This is a genomic window from Nocardia grenadensis (assembly GCF_050942415.1).
Lineage (GTDB): Bacteria > Actinomycetota > Actinomycetes > Mycobacteriales > Mycobacteriaceae > Nocardia > Nocardia grenadensis.
Genome location: NZ_CP192054.1, coordinates 2004444 through 2024135, shown reverse-complemented (window position 1 = coordinate 2024135; position 19692 = coordinate 2004444). Strand labels below are relative to the sequence as shown.

The following is a 19692-nucleotide window of genomic DNA, read 5'->3' as shown; positions in this document are numbered from 1 at the left end:
GTTGTTAAGGCCGGTACGCGCCCGCCGCGGGCTCACTGCGGGGTAAGGTTCTCCAGAACGACCTCGGCCACCGCCTTCATCGTGGTGCGACGGTCCATGGCAGTGCGCTGGATCCACTTGAAGGCCTGCGGTTCACTGAGCCCCTGCGTCTGCATGAGCACGCCCTTGGCCCGTTCGACGAGTTTACGTGTCTCCAACCGCTCGGACAGGCCGGCGACCTCGCTCTCCAGCGCGGTGATCTCGTGGAAGCGGCTGGCCGCCAGTTCGATCGCCGGAACGAGATCGGATTTGGTGAACGGTTTCACGAGGTAGGCCATCGCACCGGCGTCGCGCGCCCGCTCCACCAGATCGCGCTGACTGAACGCGGTCAGGATGACCACGGGGGCAACACGTTTGGAGGCGATCTCGGCCGCGGCGTCGATCCCGTCCCGGCGCGGCATCTTCACATCCATGATGACCAGATCCGGCCGATGCTCCACCGCGAGGTCCACCGCCTGCTGACCGTCCCCGGCCTCCCCCACCACCTGGTAGCCCTCTTCGGTCAGCATCTCGACCAGATCCATCCGGATCAACGCCTCGTCTTCGGCGACGACCACGCGTTTCGCCGCGGCGTCCGCACCTGTGCTCATAAACGACCCCTCTGGTTCCGATGCCTCGTCCCGAGAGCACGGACGACGGATCCCGGCCGGGGCACGGCCGTCGATCCGCCGTCACGCGATCGGGTGGTGTAAAGACTACCTTTCACCGTCATAGACGGTGCATATACCCTGCGTAACCGGGTTCCGCCGTGATCGCGGCCCCCGCGATTGGGTGTTCCGGGCGAGCAGCGGATACTATATGCACCCGGTGCGCCGAGTTGGCGGAACTGGCAGACGCGACGGTCTCAAAAACCGTTGTCCGAAAGGACGTGTGGGTTCGAGTCCCACACTCGGCACCAAGGTCGGACGGTAATTCCTAATCCGGCTCATTCCCCTCCATCACGCACGGTCCGCGGTGGTCCGCAGCTGCCTACCAGGTTGCTACCGCGATAAGGGGCGGGGAGATGCGGCCACCACACGGTGACAGACCCGCCGGTGCCGGGAAGGGCGGTCAGATCTGCGGCGTGACCGCGGGCGGCGACCAGCTGCCATCGAGAATGCCGGATACGGGCCAGTAGGCGCGCAGGACGAGCGAGAAGTGGCCATCAGGCGCGGGTAGCCAGTTGGCGAGCTGTTTCGGATCGCTGGGGCCCGCGCCACCGACGATGAGGGTGAGTGACCCGTCGTCGCCGTGGGTGAGGTCCTGATTCCTGGTTCCCAGCGAATACCGGTCCAGTTCGTTCGAGTGGAGGAAGTGCCGGCTGTTGTAGACCGTCAACGACCAGATACCCCGGACCGGTGGCAGCTGCCCGGCAGGAAAGTGCACCGTGTAGGCGCGGCCACCGTGCAGGCGATCGCCGACGGCATCGAGATCCTGGTAGAAATAGGCGGTTTCGTTCAGGGGGCCGGCGAAGATATCCGTTTTCGCCAGCGCGGTCCGGGACAGGTAGTCGGCCCCGAACGCCGCGCCGTTGTGCGGAGTGGTCCAGTGCGCGGCCACCGGGATCCCGATATTGCGGAATTCGAACAGCTCTCCCACCACCGCATCGGTATCGACCGCCGCCTCGCGTAGCACCTCCGCGATCGCGCGACCGTGCGCGGCCGCGGCGAGCACTGCGCGAAACCGCGCGTACAGGCCCTGCTCGCCCGGCCGCGCCGGCACCTCGTCGAGCACCTCACCGAGGACGCAGAAGAACTGTTCCGGATCCACCCACTGCCGCTCATGCCGGCCGCGGGTCACGGAACCGGCGCCGAAGGCGGGCGCCGACGACCGGTCGGCGATTCGAACCCTCCCGTCGAACTCCGACAGCGGATACATGGTGATCCGGTCCACCAGCGGCGCGATCAGCGCACGGTCACGCGCGGTGTCGTCGAGGAAGACCCGGGGGAGCACCGCCGCGCAGCGGGTGTCGTAGCGGAAGACCTCGGTGATTCCGGCGGGCACCGTACCCGTCCACGATTCATGGGCGAGCAGGTAGAACCCGGGCGCGGTCCGGTACACGGCACCGAACCGGGCGAACGAATCGGTGCGCTGATCCACCGCCCGATACACCCAGAACCGGTCACCGAATTCGGGCACCTGCACCACCGCGGGCTCCAGCCGCGCGTCCAATACTCCGAACCCGTGGACCACGTCCTGATCCGGGCACGCGACCAGCCGTTCCTCGGGCCGGAGGTAATCGCCCAGCATGCTCAGCGTGCCGGGCGGGCCGGCGGGCACAACCCCGGCCATCAGCCCGGGCTCGGCGAGCTGATTCATCGCGACGCGGCGATTGTGCATATTGACCAGCGGCCAGCCCCACAGGTACGCCGTCCGCGCCACCGTCCGCGCGTACGCCGGAGTCACACCACGAACCGGGGCGCCGGAATCGGCCACCAGCGGTCTCCTCTCCCTCGGTCGGCAGTTTCTCCGGGCGTACTGCGCCGACCGTACGCCGCGGATCGGGAACCCCGAGTCACCCGGATCGGGTGAACCGGGTGACTGCTCGTACGCCGCTCGAAGTGCACCGGCCGGCTCACCGTCGGACCTGGTACCGCTTTTGCACGCCACTCTCACCGCTGCCCTGCCGCAGACACCGCGGCGCGGACGAGGGGCAGATGTGCGTTGACATGCTCCAGGCCGTAGGCGGATCGCAACTGCGCGAGCCGCGCCGGATCCGGTCCGTAGAGCCGCTCGACGAGCGAACCCTCGAAATCGTGCACGCCGTAGAGATAGGGCCGCCCACCCAGTTCCGCGCATGCTTCCAGCAGGGCGCCGAACACCCGCCGGGCGGACTCGACCGCGGCCGGGGTCCGGCGCACCGACATGTACACGCCCATTCCGATGGAGACCTCGGCGGCACCGATCGGGGCGAAGGCGAAGGCCGTCGCATCGGCCGGACGACGCAGGACGAGGAAGTACAGCATGACGGGAAGGCGAGCCAGCGGTACGCGCGATCGTAGTACCCCGACCAGCGGCGCGAGCCGCCCGGCGGGCACCACATAGTCCGACCACATGCGGACCCAGCCGTCGGGTGGCGCGACCGGACGCCCATGAGCAAGCTCCGCACGCGCCGTGTGACGGACCGTCGCCCACCGATCGCCACGGGATCGAGAAAAGGCGTCGGGCAGCCCGATGGTCGAGGAGAGCTCGCCCCGCCGTAGCGAAGCACAGAAGCTGTCGACATCGTCGCGCGCGGCGATCTGCTCGGTGTACGCGACGAGGTCGTCGAGCCGAGGATACGATCGGCGGTGCAGACGGGGGGTCCGCGGCAAGGGCACTGTGCGCAGCACGGCTCGCTCGATCAAACCGAGAGTGCCCAGTCCGCCCAGCGCGAAGCGAAAGAGCTCGGAATGTTCGGTGCGCGAACACCACCGGCTGACCCCGGCGCCGTCGGTCAACTGGATCCGCTCCACCTGGTCCACCTGCATGCCGTACCGCAGCGAGGTGGCGCCCAGACCACCTACCGACAGGGTTCCGCCCACACTCACCGGAAGGTGATCGGTCAGGACAGGAACAGTCCGTCCGCGGGCATTCAGATATCGCTCCACCAGACGCCAGCTGGTTCCGGCCGGCACTTCGACCGCGTCTTCGCCGACTTCCCGGACCTGGTGTTCGGTACCGGCCGGATCGTAGGTGACGAGGAGCTCGTTTCCGGCGACGGTCTGCCCGTCGCAGGAATGTCCGGCGCCACGCAGCGTCAATGGGCGACCGGCCCCGAGCACGGCGGAGGGGAACGCGGTGGGCATACGGTGCACGACGCGCGGGGTAATGCGCCGACTGCCGCCGAAGTCGGTAGCGAACTCGTCTATGGGAACCTCGCAGCTGGTGGATTCGTCTGAAACATTTTCTGTACCACACGGAAAACTCGGGCGGGATTCGTGTACGGCACGCTACACGCGGATGAATTAACACCCGAAGTGCTGTGAGATTGCACAGAGACCGGTGCTCGACGCAGGCAGCGCGAATTACCTTTGCGCTATGCATATCCTGTTCGTCTGCAATGGAAACGTGTGCCGATCGGCGATCGCCGAACGGCTCACCCGTTCCATCGCGGTCGAATACCGACTCACCGGCATCACCGCCGAAAGTGCCGGCACCCGGGCCCTGGTGGGGTTTCCGGTGGAACCGCGGGCGGCCGAGGCCATCACCGGGCTCGGTGGGGATCCCGGCGGTTTCCGTGCTCGCAAACTCAGGCCCGAGCATATCGACCGCGCGGATCTCGTACTCACCATGACCGAGAACATTCGCGACGAAGTGGGCGACACGGCGGCCCGTTCGAACTCACGAACCTTCACCCTGCTCGAGGCCTACCGGGTCGCCCGCGTCACCGGCGCCCGCACCGTGGCAGACCTGCATCGCCACCGGCACAACCTGTCCCGGGTCGGGCGGGAGAACATCGCCGACCCCGTGGGCCTGTCGGCCGAGGCGTACTGCGAGGTCGGTGACCGGATCGCTGATGCGCTGGTACCGCTGCTGGTCGCCCTGGCCCCCACCGCCACGCCCGGAGATCGGCAGTGGGGCCGGCCGGCGGTGGTGGTCCAGCCGAATGCCGCCACGCCCCGGCTCTCACCGCTGGTCGCGGCCCAGCACACCGGCTGGTACGCATGAGAACTCGAGCCCGGATAGCGGTCTGAGCGGCGCGCGGGCCCCCACCGGACAGCGGCATATCGAGCGCCGCGAGGCCCCGGCCGGACCGCCGCCGTCCGCGGACGGCTACGAATACGACACGGGTCCTGACTTTCCATGGTCCGGGCACTACACTCGCCAACCGGACCACCGATCCGAAGAATCCGATCCCTGAGTTTCGACACACGACAGGAATCAGGCATGCCGAAACGCATTTCGGATGTTTCGCTTCATGTTTATGTGACACCGGAAATCCTGGACGATCTCGTCGACACCGTCAGAGCGGAACTGGACGAGCATCTGGGCGACGGTGATATCTGCGCGTGGCGCTTCACCCTGCCCGTCGCCGAGGACGATTCCCGGCACCGCGAGTTCGACAATCGCTGGCGCACCGCGAATCCGGGGGCGCAACCGCAGGGGCACGCCACCTTCGAGATCGCGCTGAGTCTGGCCGGCGATCCGGCCGAACTCACCGACGGCTATCTCGCCGCCCTCGAACACCGGCTGCTCCGCGGCCTGGACGCGCACGGCCCCGGCGCACCGTTCACCTTCAGGGCCGAACAGCGCACCGACCTCGAATGGGAGCCGCTGCTGCCGGAGCGGCTCTGACCCGGCAGTTCGCGTCCACTCAGCGGCGGGCCGGGAAGTGCCGGATCACGCCCTCCTGCACGGTGGTGGCCAGCAGGTCACCCGTGCGGGAGTAGAACCGGCCGGTGGCCAGCCCACGCGATCCCGCGGCGACCGGGGACTCGGTGGCGTACAGCGCCCAGTCGTCGAAACGGAACGGCCGGTGGAACCAGATGGAATGGTTCACCGTGGCGGCCACGATCCGGTCCAGGCCCCACGACAGACCGTGCGTGGTGAGGATCGAATCGAGCACGGTGGTGTCGGAGGAATAGCTCAGTGCCGCGACATGGATCAGCGGATCGTCGGGCAGGGTGCCGTCGGCACGCATCCACACCCGGTTGTGGTTGAGCTTTGCCCCGGTGCCCTTGAGAATCCAGGCCGGATCGTTCGTGTACCGCATATCGATCGGATGCGGGGCGTTCACGAACATCTCGAGTTTGTCCTCGAAGCCGGCGAAACTCTCCTGGATCCGCGGCAGGGTCTCCGGATCGGGCACCTCGGGCCGCTCGTGCGCGTGCTCGAGGCCTTTACCCCATTCCTGGAACGAGGCCAGCATGACGAACAGTTCCTGGCCGTCCTGGGTGGCGGTGACCGTGCGGTTGGCGAATGCCCGGCCGTCGCGATGCCGCTCCACGTGGTACTTGATCGGCTTCTTCACATCGCCGCCACGCACGAAATGAGCGTTCAGCGCGTGGATCGGGCGATGTCCGGCGGTCCGGCCCGCCGCGATCACCGCCTGGGAGACGAGCTGGCCGCCGAAGGTCCGGCTGGACACCTTCTCCGGGTGGTGCCCGAGGAAGACGTCCTCGGACACCTCGTCGAGATCCAGCAGTTCCAGCAGGGTGTCGAGATCGGTGTGGTTGTCCGTCTCCGTTTCGTCGACCGGCGCGCTCACCGGGCGGCTCCGCGATCCTCGGTCATCAGTGGTCCTCCTCGCCGATGCGGTGCACATGGATCAGGTTGGTGGAACCGACGGTACCGGGGGGAGAGCCCGCGACGATGACCACGAGGTCGCCCTTGCGGTATCGGTTCATGCTCAGCAGCGCCTGATCGACCTGTTTGATCATGGCGTCGGTGCTGTCCACGGTGGGCACGATGAAGGTTTCGGTACCCCATGTCAGCGCCAGCTGGCTGCGCACTTCCGGAAGGGGGGTGAACGCGAGCAGCGGCAGCGGCGTGTGCAACCGGGCCAGCCGGCGCACCGTGTCACCGGACTGGGTGAAGGCCACCAGCGCCTTGGCGTTGAGACGTTCCCCGATATCGCGGGCCGCGTAGGAGATCACTCCGCGTTTGGTCCGCGGGGTGTGGGTGAGCGGCGGGACATTGGTGGATTCGGTCTCCACCGCGTGCACGATGCGGGCCATGGTGCGCACGGTTTCGATCGGGTACTTACCGACCGAGGTCTCCCCGGACAGCATGACCGCATCCGCGCCGTCGAGCACCGCGTTCGCCACATCCGAGGCCTCCGCGCGGGTGGGCCGGGAGTTCTCGATCATCGATTCGAGCATCTGAGTGGCCACGATGACCGGTTTGGCGTTCTCCCGCGCCATCTGGATCGCCCGCTTCTGCACGATCGGCACCTGCTCGAGCGGCAGTTCCACACCGAGGTCGCCGCGGGCCACCATCACCGCGTCGAACGCCAGAACCACGGCCTCGAGATTGTCGATGGCCTCGGGCTTCTCCAATTTGCCGATCACCGGCACCCGGCGGCCGACCCGGTCCATCACATCGTGGACGAGTTCGATATCCGAGGGCGAGCGCACGAACGACAGTGCGATGAAGTCCACGCCCAGGTTGAGGGCGAATTCCAGATCTTCGATGTCCTTGTCGGACAGCGCGGGCACCGAGACATCCATACCCGGCAGCGAAACACCCTTGTTGTTGCTGACCGGGCCGCCCTCGGTCACTTCGCAGACCACGTCGTTGCCCTCGACGCGAATGACCTCGAGCCCGACCTTGCCGTCGTCGACCAGCAGCCGGTCGCCGGATTTGGCGTCGTCGGCGAGCTGCTTGTAGGTGGTGGAGACGCGGTCGTGACTGCCGACGATATCGTCGACGGTGATACGCACCGTCTCACCGGTCGCCCAGACCGTCTTGTCCTCGGCGAAGCGACCCAACCGGATCTTGGGGCCTTGCAGATCGGCGAGTATGCCGACGGCGCGGCCGAGATCGTCGCAGGCCTGCCGCACCTTCTTGTAGTTTTCGGCGTGATCGGAATGCTCACCGTGGCTGAAATTGAGCCGGGCGACATCCATACCACTCTCGACGAGCTCTCGAATACGTTCCTCGGTGGCAGTGGCCGGGCCGAGGGTGCACACAATCTTCGTCCGTCGCATCACGTGTCGAGCCTAATCCTGCCGAGTTGTCCCGTTCCGTCCGCCCCCGGGCGATCCGCCGGCCACAGCATACGGCGAATCAGCGGGCAGACCTGGGAAGCTAAGTCTGCCATATGGATTTAACTGCATTGCTACAGAATGGTGAACCCCACGCTACGGCACCCGGAATCGGCCTACCCGCGGGTGCATCCCGGGCGGGGCCGCGGCCCCGCCGCATCGCGATACGCGAGCCGCCCGGGAAACGGAACAGACCCCCGGGGTGCCGGGGGTCTGTGGAAAGTGTGTGACGGGTCAGTTCTCGCGCAGCGGGCGTCCCTGCGGATCCTGCACGCTGCCGGTGAGCATCATGATGCCGTCGATGAGCGGCCAGATCCCGCCGAAACCGCAGGTGAGCCAAGTGACCGCGATCTGGGCGATCGCGATACCGGTATCGCCGATGTAGAAGCGGCCCGCACCGAACGCGCCCAGGAAGATCTGCAGCAGGCCGGCTGTCAGTTTCTGCTTGTCCGAGTATGGCACACCGTTCATATCCCGGCCGTAGGGCGCCTCGGGGTCCATCGGGTTGTATCCGCCGGGGCCCATCGGAGGGCCGTAGCCCGCCGGCGGCTGGCCGTAGCCGGGAGGGGCACCGTACTGGCCGCCCTGCGGCGGGTACGGCTGCGACGGATACGGCTGCGGCTGCGACGGGTAGGACTGGTAGGGCTGCGGTTGTGGCTGCGACGGGTAGCCCGGCGCACCGGGCGATTTACTCAGGTCCGGCCCGGTTCCCGGTGGGCCGTACTGCGGCCCGCCCTGCTGATACGGATCGGTCATCGTTCCTCCTTGGTCGGTGCCCCCGGCAGCGGAAGACAACCTGATGTCGCCTCCCCTGCGACAAGATGCTGCCAGACGCCCGCACCGACCGCCGAACGGAGTCCTATTTGCCTCGCGGGGCAGCGGATTCGGCCGCTTCGCCGTCCTGCTCCGCCACAGAATCATCGGATGACTCGGTCGCGGTCGCCGCCGATTCCGCCGCGGTCGCGCCGGAATCGGGCTTCGCCTCCGCCGCACCGGAGTCCGCGCTGCCCGAGTCGGTCTTCCCGGGCTCGCCGGACGCTTCGTTGTCGACCATCGGCTCGGAAGGCGATGCGGCACCGGCGGTTCCGGTATCCGCGGCCTCCTCCGGCGCGACGGCGTCGGCCGCGTCACCCGTGCGGTCCTCGTCCGCCGCGTCGATGGGCCCGTCCGCCGGACCCGCCCCGCCGGCGGCTGCCGCCGCCCGCATGGCACCCAGCTGCCACGGCCACGGCCGGGGGGCCGCGACCGGGCTCAGCTGCTCAGGGGTTTCACGGCCCTTGGTCGCGAACAGGACATAGGCGATCGCGGCGAGGAACACCAAACCAGAGGTGAACGAGTTGATCCGGATACCCGCGATCTGGGTGGCCTCGTCGTCCCGCATGAGTTCGACGAAGAACCGGCCGAAGCAGTAGCCGGCCACGTACAGAGCGAACAGCCGGCCGTGGCCGATACGGAAACGCCGATCGATCAGCACCAGCGCGACGACCACCAGCACGTTCCAGATCAGCTCGTAGAGGAACGTGGGATGCACGATCGAATACACCTCGCCGGAGGAGACACCGTTCATCATGTCGAGCCGGCCGGAATCATCGAACCGGAGATAGATCTCCAGGCCCCACGGCAGATCGGTTTCCCGGCCGTAGAGCTCCTGGTTGAAGTAGTTGCCGAGCCGCCCGATGGCCTGTGCCAGCAGAATCGCCGGGGCGACGGCGTCGCCGAGGGCGGGCAACGGGATCTTGTAGATCCGGCAGGCGATCCACGCACCGATGGCGCCGAAGAAGACCGCGCCCCAGATGCCGAGCCCGCCCTGATAGATCTTCAGCGCGTCCATCGGGTTGCCGTCGGCGCCGAAGTACTTCTGCCAGTCGGTGGCGACGTGGTAGAGGCGTCCACCGATCAGCCCGAACGGGACGGCGAAGACCGCGACATCCAGCACGGTGCCGGCTTCGCCGCCGCGGGCCTGCCAGCGTTTCTCGCCCCACCAGATGGCGACGATGATGCCGATGATGATGCAGATCGCATACGCCCGCAGCGGGAACGGCCCGATTTCCCAGACACCCTGCGGCGGACTGGGCAGATAGGCCAGTAGATCGGCGGCGTGCGGTACGGCGCCGCCGGGGGTTCCGGCGGTCGCGACGGTTTCCGGTGCGGCGATAACGGTCACGGGGCAACCGTAGTCGAGCCGGTTATCCAGGCAAGTACGGGCTCCACCCGTGTGTCCCGGGCCGCACGCCGATCAGGACGCGACAGCCGCCCCGCGGACCCCGCCGGCCAGCTCGCCGGTCAGGGCGCGGACCGCGTCCAGACCCTGCGCGGCCGCCGTGACGAGGGCGGACCCGACGATCACGCCGTCGGCGTACGCGGCGATCTCGGCGGCTTGCGCGCCGGAGCGCACTCCCAGGCCCACACCGATCGGAATCTCGCTGTGCTCGCGGATCCGGGCACACAGGGCGGGCGCCATCGTCGAGACGGCGTCCCGGGCGCCGGTGACACCCATGGTCGACGCGGCATAGACGAAACCGGAGCCGGCCTCGAGCGTGGACGCCAGCCGCTCCTCGGTAGAGGACGGGGCGACCAGGAAGATCCGGTCGAGATGATGGGCCTCGGAGGCAGCGAACCAATCACCGGCCTCCTCCGGGATCAGGTTCGGGGTGATCAGCCCGGCGCCGCCGGCCGCGGCCAGATCGCGGGCGAAACGGTCCACACCGTACTTGAGCACCGGGTTCCAGTAGGTCATCACCACGGCCTGCGCGCCCGCGCTCGTCACGGACTCGACCACGGAGAACACATCGCGCACCCGGACCCCGCCGCGCAGCGCCTGATCGGCCGCGGCCTGGATGGTGGGCCCGTCCATCACCGGATCGGAGTAGGCGACGCCGACTTCGACGATATCGCAACCGGATTCGACCATCGCGCGCACGACCCGGCGCGATCCTTCGAGATCCGGGTATCCGGCGGGCAGATATCCGATGAGCGCGGCCCGGTTTTCGGCCCGGCAGGCGGCGAAGGTGGGGCCGAGTCGGGAATCGGAACTCACTGACCGTTCTCCTTGCCGGTATCCGGATCGTCGAAGAGCCCGAACCAGCGGGCGGCGGTGTCCATATCCTTGTCCCCGCGACCGGACAGGTTCACCAGGATGATCGCACCCTCGCCGAGTTCCCGGCCGAGTTCGATCGCCCCGGCGACCGCGTGCGCCGATTCGATGGCCGGGATGATGCCCTCGGCGCGGCTCAGCAGCAGGAGGGCGTCCATCGCGGCGGTATCGGTGACCGGGAGATACTCGGCGCGGCCGATATCCTTCAGGAAGGCGTGCTCCGGGCCGACCCCGGGGTAGTCCAGCCCGGCGGAGATGGAATGCGAGTCGATGGTCTGGCCGTCCTCGTCCTGCAGCAGGTACGAGTAGGCGCCCTGGAAGGCACCCGGCGAGCCGCCGGCGAAAGTGGCCGCGTGCCGTCCGGTCTCCACACCGTCACCGGCCGCTTCGTAGCCGATCAGCCGGACCCCGGGGTCGTCGATGAAGGCGTGGAAGATCCCGATGGCATTGGAGCCACCGCCCACACAGGCGGTCACCGCATCGGGGAGGCGCCCGGTCAGCGACTGCACCTGGGCGCGGGCCTCGAGTCCGACGACCCGCTGAAAATCGCGAACCATCACCGGGAAGGGGTGGGGTCCGGCGGCGGTACCGAAGCAGTAGTAGGTGTCGTCGGCATTGGTGACCCAGTCACGCAGCGCCTCGTTGATCGCGTCCTTGAGCGTCTTCGAGCCCAGGGTCACCGAGATGACCTCGGCACCGAGCAACCGCATCCGGGCCACATTGAGCGCCTGCCGCGCGGTATCCACCGCGCCCATATAGACGATGCACTTCAGGCCCAGCAGCGCGCACGCGGTAGCAGTGGCGACACCGTGCTGCCCGGCGCCCGTTTCGGCGATGATCCGGGTCTTGCCCATCCGCTTGGCGAGCAGTGCCTGGCCCAGCACATTGTTGATCTTGTGGGAGCCGGTGTGGTTCAGATCCTCGCGTTTGAGCAGGATCCGCGCACCCCCGGCATGCTCGGCCAGGTTCACGCATTCGAAGACCGGCGAGGGCCGGCCGGTGTAGTCGCGCTGCAGCCGGTCCAGTTCGGCGAGGAAGTCCGGGTCCAGCCGTGCCTTGTCGTATTCGGCGGTGACCTCCTCGATCACGGCCATCAGCGCCTCGGGCACATGCCGGCCGCCGTAGACGCCGAAATGGCCGCCCTCGTCGGGTTCGTGCTCGCTACGCTGTGCGACCCCCCGGCTGGCGGCGGGCAGCGGAGCACTGGTGGACGAGGGGCCGCCCGCGGGCATCATCGCCCCCGCCGGGCCGGTTTGGGGCAGGAGGGGTGCGTGCCCGCGGTGACCAGTTCGGATACCGCCGCGCGCGGATCACCACTGGTGACCAGCCCCTCCCCGACCAGTACCGCGTCCGCGCCGGCGCCGGCGTAGGCGAGCAGATCGGCGGTCCCGCGGACCCCGGATTCGGCGATCCGGATGACCTCGGTGGGCAGGCCGGGGGCGATCCGGGAGAAGCAGTCCCGATCGACCTCGAGAGTTTTGAGGTTCCGAGCATTGACCCCGATGACCGTCGCACCCGCGGTGAGCGCCCGATCGGCCTCCTCCTCGGTGTGCACCTCGACCAGCGCGGTCATCCCGAGCGATTCGGTGCGGTCGATGAGCGAGGCCAGGGTGTCCTGCTCCAGCGCCGCGACGATCAACAGGATCACATCGGCGCCGTGGGCACGGGCCTCGTGGATCTGGTAGGGACCCACGACGAAATCCTTGCGCAGCACCGGGATGTTCACACTGGCCCGAACCGCGTCCAGATCGTCGAGCGATCCGTGGAACCGGCGCCCTTCGGTGAGCACGCTGATCACGCGCGCCCCACCGTCCTCGTAGGCCTTGGCGAGACTGGCCGGATCGATGATCTCGGCGAGCGCCCCCTTGGAGGGGCTGGCCCGCTTCACCTCGGCGATCACGCCGATACCGTCTTCGAGAAGGGCGGCCTTCGCATCGAGCGGCGGGGCCGCGGCGGCGGCCGCGGCCTTCACTGCCGGGAAGTCCAGCACCGCTTCCCGAGCGGCTACATCCGAGCGGACCCCGTCGAGAATCGAGTCGAGTACCGTCATCTGGCTCGAATCCTTTCTGGGGAGACGCGAGTTATTGCCTGCAGGATTCCCCCAGGCGATGTCTCACCGATGCTGAACAAGAGTAAATGGAAGCGCGCGGCGCCGTGACGCCGGGGGCGGATCACACCGCCCCGGCCGACCTGCTAATGGACGTCGCCGGATTCCCTCGAATCCGCTTTCCCGGCCGTACCAGGGCGGTTCTCGCCGCCGCCGGACGCACCGGAAATGTTTCCCGGCATCTCGGGATGGGTACCGCGCGTGTCCGGTGTGTCGCCCGGTGCCGCCGCGGTATCGGTCGGGTCGGCACCGGCGTCGAGGGCATCCCAGAGCACTCGTTCCGGCAGGGGCCCGACCGCCGTACCCTCCTGGACCGCCCGCGTCGCCGCCGCCTTGCGGGCGGCGGGTGCGTCGTATTTGCCGGAGAGCGGTTTCGCGCCGGTCGGCATCCGGGCCAGCAGCAGTCCGGCGCCGAACGCGGCCGCCGCCCCGGCCAGCGCGAGCACGGCGGCCCCCGGTGCCGTCACCAACTCCTGGACCTGCGCCCGGCCGGGCAGTTCGGCCAGCGTCGCCGCCCGCTGCTCGGTGGCCCCGGATCCGGTGAGCAGCGCCAGCGCCGGAACAGCGGTCACCGCGGCGATCAACGCCACCAGGACCCCCACCACCCGGCGCACCCACCCGCGGGTCGCCAGGATCGCGGCGATCGCGGCCAGCAGCACCAGCGCCAGCGGCGTCAGCGCGCCGAACCAGACGCCACCGTTCAATTCGTCGGTGCGCGGTTCGGTGAGTCCATCCGCCGAGGTGACGGAGACCCAGGTCAGTCGCGAGGACCCCCACAGCGCGGCCGCGGCCACGGCGAGCAACCCGATCGCGGGCACCGGGTACCGGCTGCCCGGAGCGGGTCCGGCCGGCTCGGTGGCGGGTAGTTCCGCGTCGCCCCGGTCGACGGGCCCCGGCCGGGGCGCGCCGGTTTCGGCACCGCCCGGGACGGCACCACGCGTGTCGCCGGGACCGGAGCCGGCGGCCGGATCGCCGGGCGCCGTCATACGCCCCCGCCGGGCACCGCGGCGGCGGATGCGCGATCCCCGTCCCGGCGCGGGTCGGCATCGGTGCCCTCGTCGAAGGCACGCACCGTTCCGGCGGCGGCGACCGCGCGCAGCACGGCCATCGCCTTGTTCCGGGATTCGGTGTCCTCGTACTCGGCCTCGGAGTCGGCCACCACACCGGCACCGGCCTGCACATAGGCGATACCGTCTTTGAGCAGCGCGGTGCGGATGGCGATCGCGGTATCGGCGTCACCGGCGAAATCGAGGTAGCCGACGACCCCGCCGTACACGCCGCGCCGGGTGGGTTCGAGTTCCTCGATCAATTGCATGGCGCGGACCTTGGGCGCCCCGGAGAGCGTGCCCGCCGGGAAACACGCGCGTACCGCGTCCAGGGCGATCTTGCCCGGGGCGAGCCGGCCGGTGACCGTGGAGACCAGGTGCATCACGTGGCTGTACCGCTCGACGTGCCGGTATTCGGTGACGCGCACCGTGCCCGGGACGCACACCCGGCCCAGATCGTTACGGCCGAGATCGACCAGCATGAGATGTTCGGCGTTCTCCTTCTCGTCGGCCAGCAGACCTTTCTCGAGCAGCAGATCGTCCTCCTCGGTGGCGCCGCGCCACCGGGTACCCGCGATCGGATGCGTGGTCGCGACCCCGTCCTGCACCGCCACCAGCGCCTCAGGGCTGGATCCGACGATGGAGAACGCGGTGTTGCCGTCGCCGTCCGGGATGTGCAGCAGGAACATGTAAGGGCTCGGATTGGCCGCGCGCAGCATGCGGTACAGATCGATCGGCGCGCCGCCGTAGTCCATCTCGAACCGCTGCGACAGCACCACCTGGAATGCCTCACCGGCCTCGATCTCGGAGACCAGGCGACGTACGCCTGCCCCGAACTCGTCCGGGGTGCGGGCCCGCCGGAACTGCGGGTCGGGCTGATCGAACACCGACACCGTGGAGGGGGCGGGCGCGCCGAGCGCGGCGGTCATCCGGTCCAGCCGGGCGACGGCGTCGTCGTAGGCCGCGTCGACGTTCTCGGAGGTGCCGTTCCAGTTCACCGCATTGGCGATGAGGGTGATCGCGCCCTCGTGGTGATCGAACGCGGCCAGATCGGTGGCCAGCAGCAGCACCATCTCCGGCAGCCGCAGATCGTCGAGCGCGTGCTCGGGCAGCCGTTCCATGCGGCGCACCGCGTCGTAGCCGAGATAACCGACCATGCCGCCGGTGAGCGGCGGCAGACCGGGCAGCCGTTCGGTGCGCAGCAGTTCCAGGGTCTCGTGCAGCGCCGCGAGCGGATCGCCACCCGAGGGCGCCCCCGCCGGCGTGGCGCCGAGCCAGGTGGCGGCGCCGTCCACGGCGGTGAGCGCGGACGGGCTGCCCGCGCCGATGAACGACCAGCGCGACCACGATCGGCCGTTCTCCGCGGATTCGAACAGGAAGGTGCCCGCGCGGTCACCGGCGAGTTTGCGGTAGGCCGACAGCGGGGTCTCCGAATCCGCCAGCACCTTCCGGGTCACGGGGACGACCCGGTGTTCGGCGGCGAGTTCGAGGAATCGTTCGCGGGAGGTAGTCGCGGGAGTGGGCGCGCCGTGCATTTGCCCCATCTTTCCAGTTCCGGTCCGCGGCGTCACGACGCACCCCGCGTGACCCGCCGCCACGGGTACTGTCCCGGTATGAAGATCGGCTCGCTCGCGCCCTCGTTCGAACTCCCGGATCAGAGCGGCACGCTCCGCTCCCTGGCCGCCCTGCTGGCCGACGGGCCACTGGTCCTGTTCTTCTACCCCGCCGCGAACACCCCGGTGTGCACCGCCGAGGCCTGCCATTTCCGCGATCTCACCGCCGAATTCGCCGCGCTCGGCGCGAGTTGCGCCGGGATCAGCGCCGACGCGGTGGATGTGCAGGCCGGGTTCGCGGGATCGCAGCGGCTGGAATACCCGCTGCTCTCCGATGCCGACGGCACGGTCGCCGAGGAATACGGCGTCAAACGCGGCCTGCTGGGCAAACTGATGCCGGTGAAACGGCATACCTTCGTAATCGGTACCGACCGCCGGCTCCTGACCGTGATCAGCAGCGAACTGCGCGCGAATGTGCACGCGGACAAGGCGCTGGAGTTCCTCCGCGGCCATACCGGCGCCTGATCCGCCGCGGGGCCCGGCGCGGGGGCCCTGTGAATGAACTCACCTTCGTTTCCGAGATGCCACACGACCGAGCGAAGTCGTGGCAAACTCTCCATAGCCGAGCGACCACTGCCGCAATCGTCGCCGGGGTGGAGAGAAGGCGGACAAGTGACGGATTGGCTGAACCCGGTCGAAGGACGCGCCTGGCGCGCAGTGGTCGCACTGTTGAACCGCCTGCCGGGGGCCCTGGACACGGACCTGCAGCGCGAATCCGGTGTCACTCATTTCGAGTACTGGGTACTCACCCTCCTCTCGGAGGCGCCGGACCGGCGGCTGCAGATGAGCGAACTCGCGCAAAGAGCTAACTCATCGCTATCCAGGCTGTCGCATGTGGTGTCCAAGCTCGAGCGCATGGGGTGGGCGACCCGCACGGCGGCCACCGGACGGCGCGGGGTGGTGGCCCTGCTCACCGACGAGGGGCAGCAGAAGGTCGTGGAGGCGGCGCCCGGCTATATGGATGTGGTGCACCGGCTGGTGTTCGAGGCCCTGGACGCCGAACAGACCGCCGCCCTGGCCGATCTGGGCGAAACCCTCACCACCCATCTGGGCACGGTGCTCGGGCGGTCCGGCCGGCCCACCACCTCGGATTCGCGGCGCTGATCCGCCGGTCTACTCCCGGGCCTGCAGGACGTCGGTGTCGAAGCAGGTGTGTGTACCGGTATGGCAGGCCGCGCCCACCTGGTCGACGATCAGCAGCACGGTGTCGCCGTCACAGTCCAGCCGCACCTCGTGCACATACTGGGTGTGTCCCGAGGTCTCGCCCTTCACCCAGTACTGCTGCCGGGACCGCGAATAGTAGGTGGCGCGGCGGGTCGCCAGGGTGCGTGCCAGGGCCCGGTCGTCCATCCAGGCCATCATCAGCACATCGCCGGTGGCGCGTTCCTGGGCGACCGCGGCCACCAGCCCGGCCTCGTTACGTGTGAGCCGGGCGGCGATCGCCGGATCGAGGATCTCGTCCATCACCGCACCACCAGATCCGCCGCCCGCATGGCGTCCTTGACCTGCGGGATGGTCAGATCGCCGAAGTGGAATACGCTCGCGGCCAGGACGGCGTCCGCGCCGGCCTGCACAGCCGGGGCGAAATGTTCCACCGCACCCGCGCCACCGGAGGCGATGACCGGGATCGAGACCGCGGCCCGCACCGCGCCGATCATCCGCAGATCGAAACCGGCCTTGGTGCCGTCGGCGTCCATCGAATTGAGCAGGATCTCCCCCACTCCGAGTTCGGCGCCGCGGATCGCCCATTCGACCGCGTCGATACCGGTGCCGCGCCGCCCGCCGTGCGTAGTGACCTCCCAGCCCGACGGAGTGGCCGGCTCCCCCGCGGGCACGGTCCGGGCGTCCACCGACAGCACGATGCACTGCGACCCGAATCGCTGCGACATCTCGCGCAGCACCTCGGGACGTGCGATGGCGGCGGTATTGACCGAGACCTTGTCGGCTCCCGCGCGCAGCAGCCGGTCCACATCCTCGACGGTGCGGACCCCGCCGCCGACGGTGAGCGGGATGAAGATCTGCTCGGCGGTACGGGTCACCACGTCGAGCATGGTGCCGCGGTCGCCGCTGGAGGCGGTGACGTCGAGGAAGGTGAGCTCGTCGGCGCCCTGGGCGTCGTAGGCGGCCGCCAGCTCCACCGGGTCACCGGCATCGCGCAGGTTCTGGAAGTTCACGCCCTTGACCACCCGCCCGGCATCCACGTCCAGGCAGGGGATCACCCGAGTTGCAAGCGTCATGGGTTCCTCATCGAAGCTGTGGGGTGCGGTCCGCGGCGGCCGCAGCGATGGCGGAGGTATCGCGTCATGGGTTCCCCTCCCCGCGCGGGCCGGCCGTATCGACCCGGTCCGAGACGGCGGTGTACCCGCTGCCCCGGGTCGCGGCGATCATATCCAGCAGTTCGGCGTGCACGCCCGGCGCGGCCGCCAGCACCGAACCGGATTCGATGGTCCAGTCCACACCTTCGAGGTCGGTGACCACGCCGCCCGCGCAGCGCACCATGAGCGCCCCGGCCGCGTTGTCCCACGGGTGATGCCCGAAGACGATCGCCCCGCCCAGCGTGCCCTCGGCGGTGAAGGCCAGATCGATACCGGTGGACCCGTGCATCCGCACCCGCGAGGACAGCGCGCTCAATGCCCCGAGCACCCGATGCCGGAACAGGCCCGGTACCCGCCCGGTGGATTCGATGTTGAAGGCCCCGAAACCGATCATCGCCTCGTCGAGCACGGCCGGCGCCAGCGGCGGCTGCGGCTTGCCGTCGAGCAGCAGCGGGCCACCCGCGACCGCTGCGTACCGGCGGCCCAGCGGCGGGAACCAGGCCAGGCCCAGGACCGGCTCCCCGTCCCGCACCAGCGCCAGCAGGGTGCCGGTGAGCGGGTGCCCGTTCGAGTAGTTGAAGGTGCCGTCGATGGGGTCCAGTACCCAGGCGGTACCGCTGGTGAGCGCGGGCCCGCCGAACTCCTCGCCGTGCACCTCGATCCCGGTCCGGTCGACGAGCCGGGCGGAGACGGTGCGTTCGAGTTCCAGATCCAGTTCGGTCGCGAAATCCCGTGACCCCTTGGCCACCGCGCTGGGCGCGCCCCGGCCTTCGAGGAAACGGCCGCTCACCCCGTCGAGGATCTCGGCGGCGGTGGCCAGCAGAGTGGTCAGTTCGCTGTCTGTTCCGGTCATCGTCTCGGCCCCCGATCGTCGCGGTTCACCGGACGGCGGCCAGCGCCTCGGGGAGGGTGAACCGGCCCGCGTACAGGGCCTTGCCCACGATCGCTCCCTCCACACCGTCGGGCACCAGGTCGGCGATCGCGGTGAGGTCGGCCAGAGCGGACACCCCGCCGGAGGCGATCACCGGCGCGTCGGTGGCCATGCACACCTCGCGCAGCAGGTCCAGATTCGGTCCGGTGAGGGTGCCGTCCTTGGTGACATCGGTGACGACGTACCGGGAGCAGCCGTCGCGTTCCAGGCGTTCGAGCACCTCCCACAGATCGCCGCCGTCGCTGACCCAGCCGCGCCCGCGCAGCCGGTACTCCCCGTCGACCTTCTGCACATCCAGCCCGACCGCGACCCGCTCGCCGTACTCCGCGATGGCCGACGCACACCACTGCGGGTCCTCGAGGGCGGCGGTCCCGAGGTTGACCCGGGCGCATCCGGTGGCCATCGCGGCCTTCAGCGATTCGTCGTCGCGGATCCCGCCGGACAGTTCGACGGCGACATCGAGTTCGCCGACGACCCGGGCGAGCAGTTCACGATTGGACCCACGGCCGAACGCGGCATCCAGATCGACCAGATGGACCCATTCGGCGCCGTCCTCCTGCCACGCCAGAGCCGCGTCGCGGGGCGAACCGTAACTGGTTTCGCTGCCCGCCGCGCCCTGTACCAGGCGGACGGCCTCTCCATTGGCGACATCGACAGCGGGCAGCAGCACAAGACTCACTCGGAACAGCCTAGTAGGTACGGCCGGGCGCGCCCCATCCGCAGTCCGCGCACGACCGGGCGGAGAAGACGACGGACCGGTTAGCCGTGTGTTCGCCCGGCCCGCGCGGCGACGCGGGCCAGCGCCCGCAGGCCGACGCACTCGGACGATCGGCCGCGCGCTAAGGTGACAGCACCCACTGGGGCGGTCGAGGTGCCCGCT

The 19692-nt window shown here is 69.1% G+C and carries 20 protein-coding genes and 1 tRNA gene; 5 read left to right on the top strand and 16 right to left on the bottom strand.

Going from position 1 to position 19692, the window contains the following annotated elements; all coding sequences use genetic code 11:
- Positions 1 to 32: 32 nt before the first annotated feature.
- On the bottom strand, positions 33 to 629 hold the full coding sequence (locus ACQPYS_RS09125; protein WP_433492292.1) for an ANTAR domain-containing response regulator: 597 nt from the start codon (positions 627 to 629) through the stop codon (positions 33 to 35).
- Between the two features lie 221 nt (positions 630 to 850).
- Here ACQPYS_RS09125 and ACQPYS_RS09120 point away from each other — a divergent pair.
- Positions 851 to 937: transfer RNA gene (locus ACQPYS_RS09120), tRNA-Leu, on the top strand.
- A gap of 152 nt (positions 938 to 1089) precedes the next feature.
- On the opposite strand, the gene ACQPYS_RS09115 is transcribed toward ACQPYS_RS09120, so the two are convergent.
- Both ACQPYS_RS09115 and ACQPYS_RS09110 read right to left on the bottom strand, forming a co-directional pair.
- Positions 1090 to 2454 (bottom strand): DUF1214 domain-containing protein, encoded by a 1365-nt coding sequence (locus ACQPYS_RS09115; protein WP_433492291.1) that lies wholly within the window; start codon positions 2452 to 2454, stop codon positions 1090 to 1092.
- A gap of 176 nt (positions 2455 to 2630) precedes the next feature.
- Positions 2631 to 3806 carry an FAD-binding oxidoreductase gene (locus tag ACQPYS_RS09110; RefSeq protein ID WP_433492290.1) on the bottom strand — a complete coding sequence of 392 codons (1176 nt, stop codon included), beginning with the start codon at positions 3804 to 3806 and terminating at the stop codon, positions 2631 to 2633.
- A 232-nt stretch (positions 3807 to 4038) separates the two neighbouring features.
- On the opposite strand from ACQPYS_RS09110, the gene ACQPYS_RS09105 reads away from it, so the two are divergent.
- Positions 4039 to 4668 carry a low molecular weight phosphatase family protein gene (locus tag ACQPYS_RS09105; RefSeq protein WP_431940901.1) on the top strand — a complete coding sequence of 210 codons (630 nt, stop codon included), beginning with the start codon at positions 4039 to 4041 and terminating at the stop codon, positions 4666 to 4668.
- A gap of 258 nt (positions 4669 to 4926) precedes the next feature.
- Positions 4927 to 5295 (top strand): hypothetical protein, encoded by a 369-nt coding sequence (locus ACQPYS_RS09100; protein WP_433492289.1) that lies wholly within the window; start codon positions 4927 to 4929, stop codon positions 5293 to 5295.
- A gap of 19 nt (positions 5296 to 5314) precedes the next feature.
- Here ACQPYS_RS09100 and ACQPYS_RS09095 read toward each other — a convergent pair whose 3' ends face one another.
- The 9 genes from ACQPYS_RS09095 to ACQPYS_RS09055 all read right to left on the bottom strand — a co-directional run bounded on the left by ACQPYS_RS09095 (position 5315) and on the right by ACQPYS_RS09055 (position 15488).
- Positions 5315 to 6208 (bottom strand): acyl-CoA thioesterase, encoded by an 894-nt coding sequence (locus tag ACQPYS_RS09095; RefSeq protein WP_433492288.1) that lies wholly within the window; start codon positions 6206 to 6208, stop codon positions 5315 to 5317.
- Between the two features lie 25 nt (positions 6209 to 6233).
- Positions 6234 to 7652: a pyruvate kinase gene (pyk, locus tag ACQPYS_RS09090; protein WP_084480807.1), complete on the bottom strand. Its 1419-nt coding sequence runs from the start codon at positions 7650 to 7652 to the stop codon at positions 6234 to 6236.
- Between the two features lie 288 nt (positions 7653 to 7940).
- Positions 7941 to 8462 (bottom strand): TM2 domain-containing protein, encoded by a 522-nt coding sequence (locus ACQPYS_RS09085; protein WP_063036418.1) that lies wholly within the window; start codon positions 8460 to 8462, stop codon positions 7941 to 7943.
- A 103-nt stretch (positions 8463 to 8565) separates the two neighbouring features.
- A complete protein-coding gene (lgt, locus tag ACQPYS_RS09080; protein WP_433493002.1) occupies positions 8566 to 9792 on the bottom strand; it encodes a prolipoprotein diacylglyceryl transferase in 1227 nt (408 codons plus the stop codon).
- A gap of 150 nt (positions 9793 to 9942) precedes the next feature.
- Positions 9943 to 10743 (bottom strand): tryptophan synthase subunit alpha, encoded by an 801-nt coding sequence (gene trpA, locus ACQPYS_RS09075; RefSeq protein ID WP_063036419.1) that lies wholly within the window; start codon positions 10741 to 10743, stop codon positions 9943 to 9945.
- Positions 10740 to 12035: a tryptophan synthase subunit beta gene (gene trpB / locus ACQPYS_RS09070; RefSeq protein ID WP_157107240.1), complete on the bottom strand. Its 1296-nt coding sequence runs from the start codon at positions 12033 to 12035 to the stop codon at positions 10740 to 10742. The genes trpA and trpB overlap by 4 nt, the downstream gene beginning before the upstream one ends.
- Positions 12032 to 12850, bottom strand: coding sequence for an indole-3-glycerol phosphate synthase TrpC (trpC, locus tag ACQPYS_RS09065; RefSeq protein WP_030523755.1), 819 nt, complete (start codon positions 12848 to 12850; stop codon positions 12032 to 12034). Before trpC ends, trpB begins: the two co-directional genes overlap by 4 nt.
- Positions 12851 to 12993: 143 nt before the next feature.
- Positions 12994 to 13893, bottom strand: coding sequence for a TIGR02234 family membrane protein (locus tag ACQPYS_RS09060; protein ID WP_433492287.1), 900 nt, complete (start codon positions 13891 to 13893; stop codon positions 12994 to 12996).
- The gene (locus tag ACQPYS_RS09055; RefSeq protein ID WP_431940905.1) at positions 13890 to 15488 is read right to left on the bottom strand and encodes an anthranilate synthase component I; all 1599 of its coding nucleotides are present in this window, start codon (positions 15486 to 15488) and stop codon (positions 13890 to 13892) included. The genes ACQPYS_RS09060 and ACQPYS_RS09055 overlap by 4 nt, the downstream gene beginning before the upstream one ends.
- Before the next feature lie 78 nt (positions 15489 to 15566).
- Between ACQPYS_RS09055 and ACQPYS_RS09050 the strand changes: the two genes are divergently transcribed.
- The gene (locus ACQPYS_RS09050; protein WP_431940906.1) at positions 15567 to 16031 is read left to right on the top strand and encodes a peroxiredoxin; all 465 of its coding nucleotides are present in this window, start codon (positions 15567 to 15569) and stop codon (positions 16029 to 16031) included.
- Positions 16032 to 16178: 147 nt separating this feature from the next.
- Entirely contained in the window at positions 16179 to 16670 is a 492-nt protein-coding gene (locus ACQPYS_RS09045; protein ID WP_063036422.1) for a MarR family winged helix-turn-helix transcriptional regulator, read from the top strand.
- A 9-nt stretch (positions 16671 to 16679) separates the two neighbouring features.
- Here ACQPYS_RS09045 and hisI read toward each other — a convergent pair whose 3' ends face one another.
- The 4 genes from hisI to priA all read right to left on the bottom strand — a co-directional run bounded on the left by hisI (position 16680) and on the right by priA (position 19491).
- Positions 16680 to 17030 (bottom strand): phosphoribosyl-AMP cyclohydrolase, encoded by a 351-nt coding sequence (hisI, locus tag ACQPYS_RS09040; protein ID WP_063036423.1) that lies wholly within the window; start codon positions 17028 to 17030, stop codon positions 16680 to 16682.
- Positions 17030 to 17803 (bottom strand): imidazole glycerol phosphate synthase subunit HisF, encoded by a 774-nt coding sequence (gene hisF / locus ACQPYS_RS09035; RefSeq protein ID WP_433492286.1) that lies wholly within the window; start codon positions 17801 to 17803, stop codon positions 17030 to 17032. The genes hisI and hisF overlap by 1 nt, the downstream gene beginning before the upstream one ends.
- Before the next feature lie 64 nt (positions 17804 to 17867).
- Positions 17868 to 18734, bottom strand: coding sequence for an inositol monophosphatase family protein (locus ACQPYS_RS09030; protein WP_084480813.1), 867 nt, complete (start codon positions 18732 to 18734; stop codon positions 17868 to 17870).
- Between the two features lie 25 nt (positions 18735 to 18759).
- Positions 18760 to 19491 (bottom strand): bifunctional 1-(5-phosphoribosyl)-5-((5-phosphoribosylamino)methylideneamino)imidazole-4-carboxamide isomerase/phosphoribosylanthranilate isomerase PriA, encoded by a 732-nt coding sequence (gene priA, locus ACQPYS_RS09025; protein WP_063036425.1) that lies wholly within the window; start codon positions 19489 to 19491, stop codon positions 18760 to 18762.
- Positions 19492 to 19692: the final 201 nt, after the last annotated feature.

What these genes read in the sequence shown, in the direction of transcription:
- ACQPYS_RS09060 (WP_433492287.1), bottom strand. Translation starts at nt 13,893, where the DNA reads ATGACGGCGCCCGGCGATCCGGCCGCCGGCTCCGGTCCCGGCGACACG.
- trpB (WP_157107240.1), bottom strand. Translation starts at nt 12,035, where the DNA reads ATGATGCCCGCGGGCGGCCCCTCGTCCACCAGTGCTCCGCTGCCCGCC.
- ACQPYS_RS09110 (WP_433492290.1), bottom strand. Translation starts at nt 3,806, where the DNA reads ATGCCCACCGCGTTCCCCTCCGCCGTGCTCGGGGCCGGTCGCCCATTG.
- ACQPYS_RS09050 (WP_431940906.1), top strand. Translation starts at nt 15,567, where the DNA reads ATGAAGATCGGCTCGCTCGCGCCCTCGTTCGAACTCCCGGATCAGAGC.
- hisF (WP_433492286.1), bottom strand. Translation starts at nt 17,803, where the DNA reads ATGACGCTTGCAACTCGGGTGATCCCCTGCCTGGACGTGGATGCCGGG.
- trpC (WP_030523755.1), bottom strand. Translation starts at nt 12,850, where the DNA reads ATGACGGTACTCGACTCGATTCTCGACGGGGTCCGCTCGGATGTAGCC.
- hisI (WP_063036423.1), bottom strand. Translation starts at nt 17,030, where the DNA reads ATGGACGAGATCCTCGATCCGGCGATCGCCGCCCGGCTCACACGTAAC.
- ACQPYS_RS09085 (WP_063036418.1), bottom strand. Translation starts at nt 8,462, where the DNA reads ATGACCGATCCGTATCAGCAGGGCGGGCCGCAGTACGGCCCACCGGGA.
- ACQPYS_RS09125 (WP_433492292.1), bottom strand. Translation starts at nt 629, where the DNA reads ATGAGCACAGGTGCGGACGCCGCGGCGAAACGCGTGGTCGTCGCCGAA.
- ACQPYS_RS09030 (WP_084480813.1), bottom strand. Translation starts at nt 18,734, where the DNA reads ATGACCGGAACAGACAGCGAACTGACCACTCTGCTGGCCACCGCCGCC.
- ACQPYS_RS09055 (WP_431940905.1), bottom strand. Translation starts at nt 15,488, where the DNA reads ATGCACGGCGCGCCCACTCCCGCGACTACCTCCCGCGAACGATTCCTC.
- ACQPYS_RS09105 (WP_431940901.1), top strand. Translation starts at nt 4,039, where the DNA reads ATGCATATCCTGTTCGTCTGCAATGGAAACGTGTGCCGATCGGCGATC.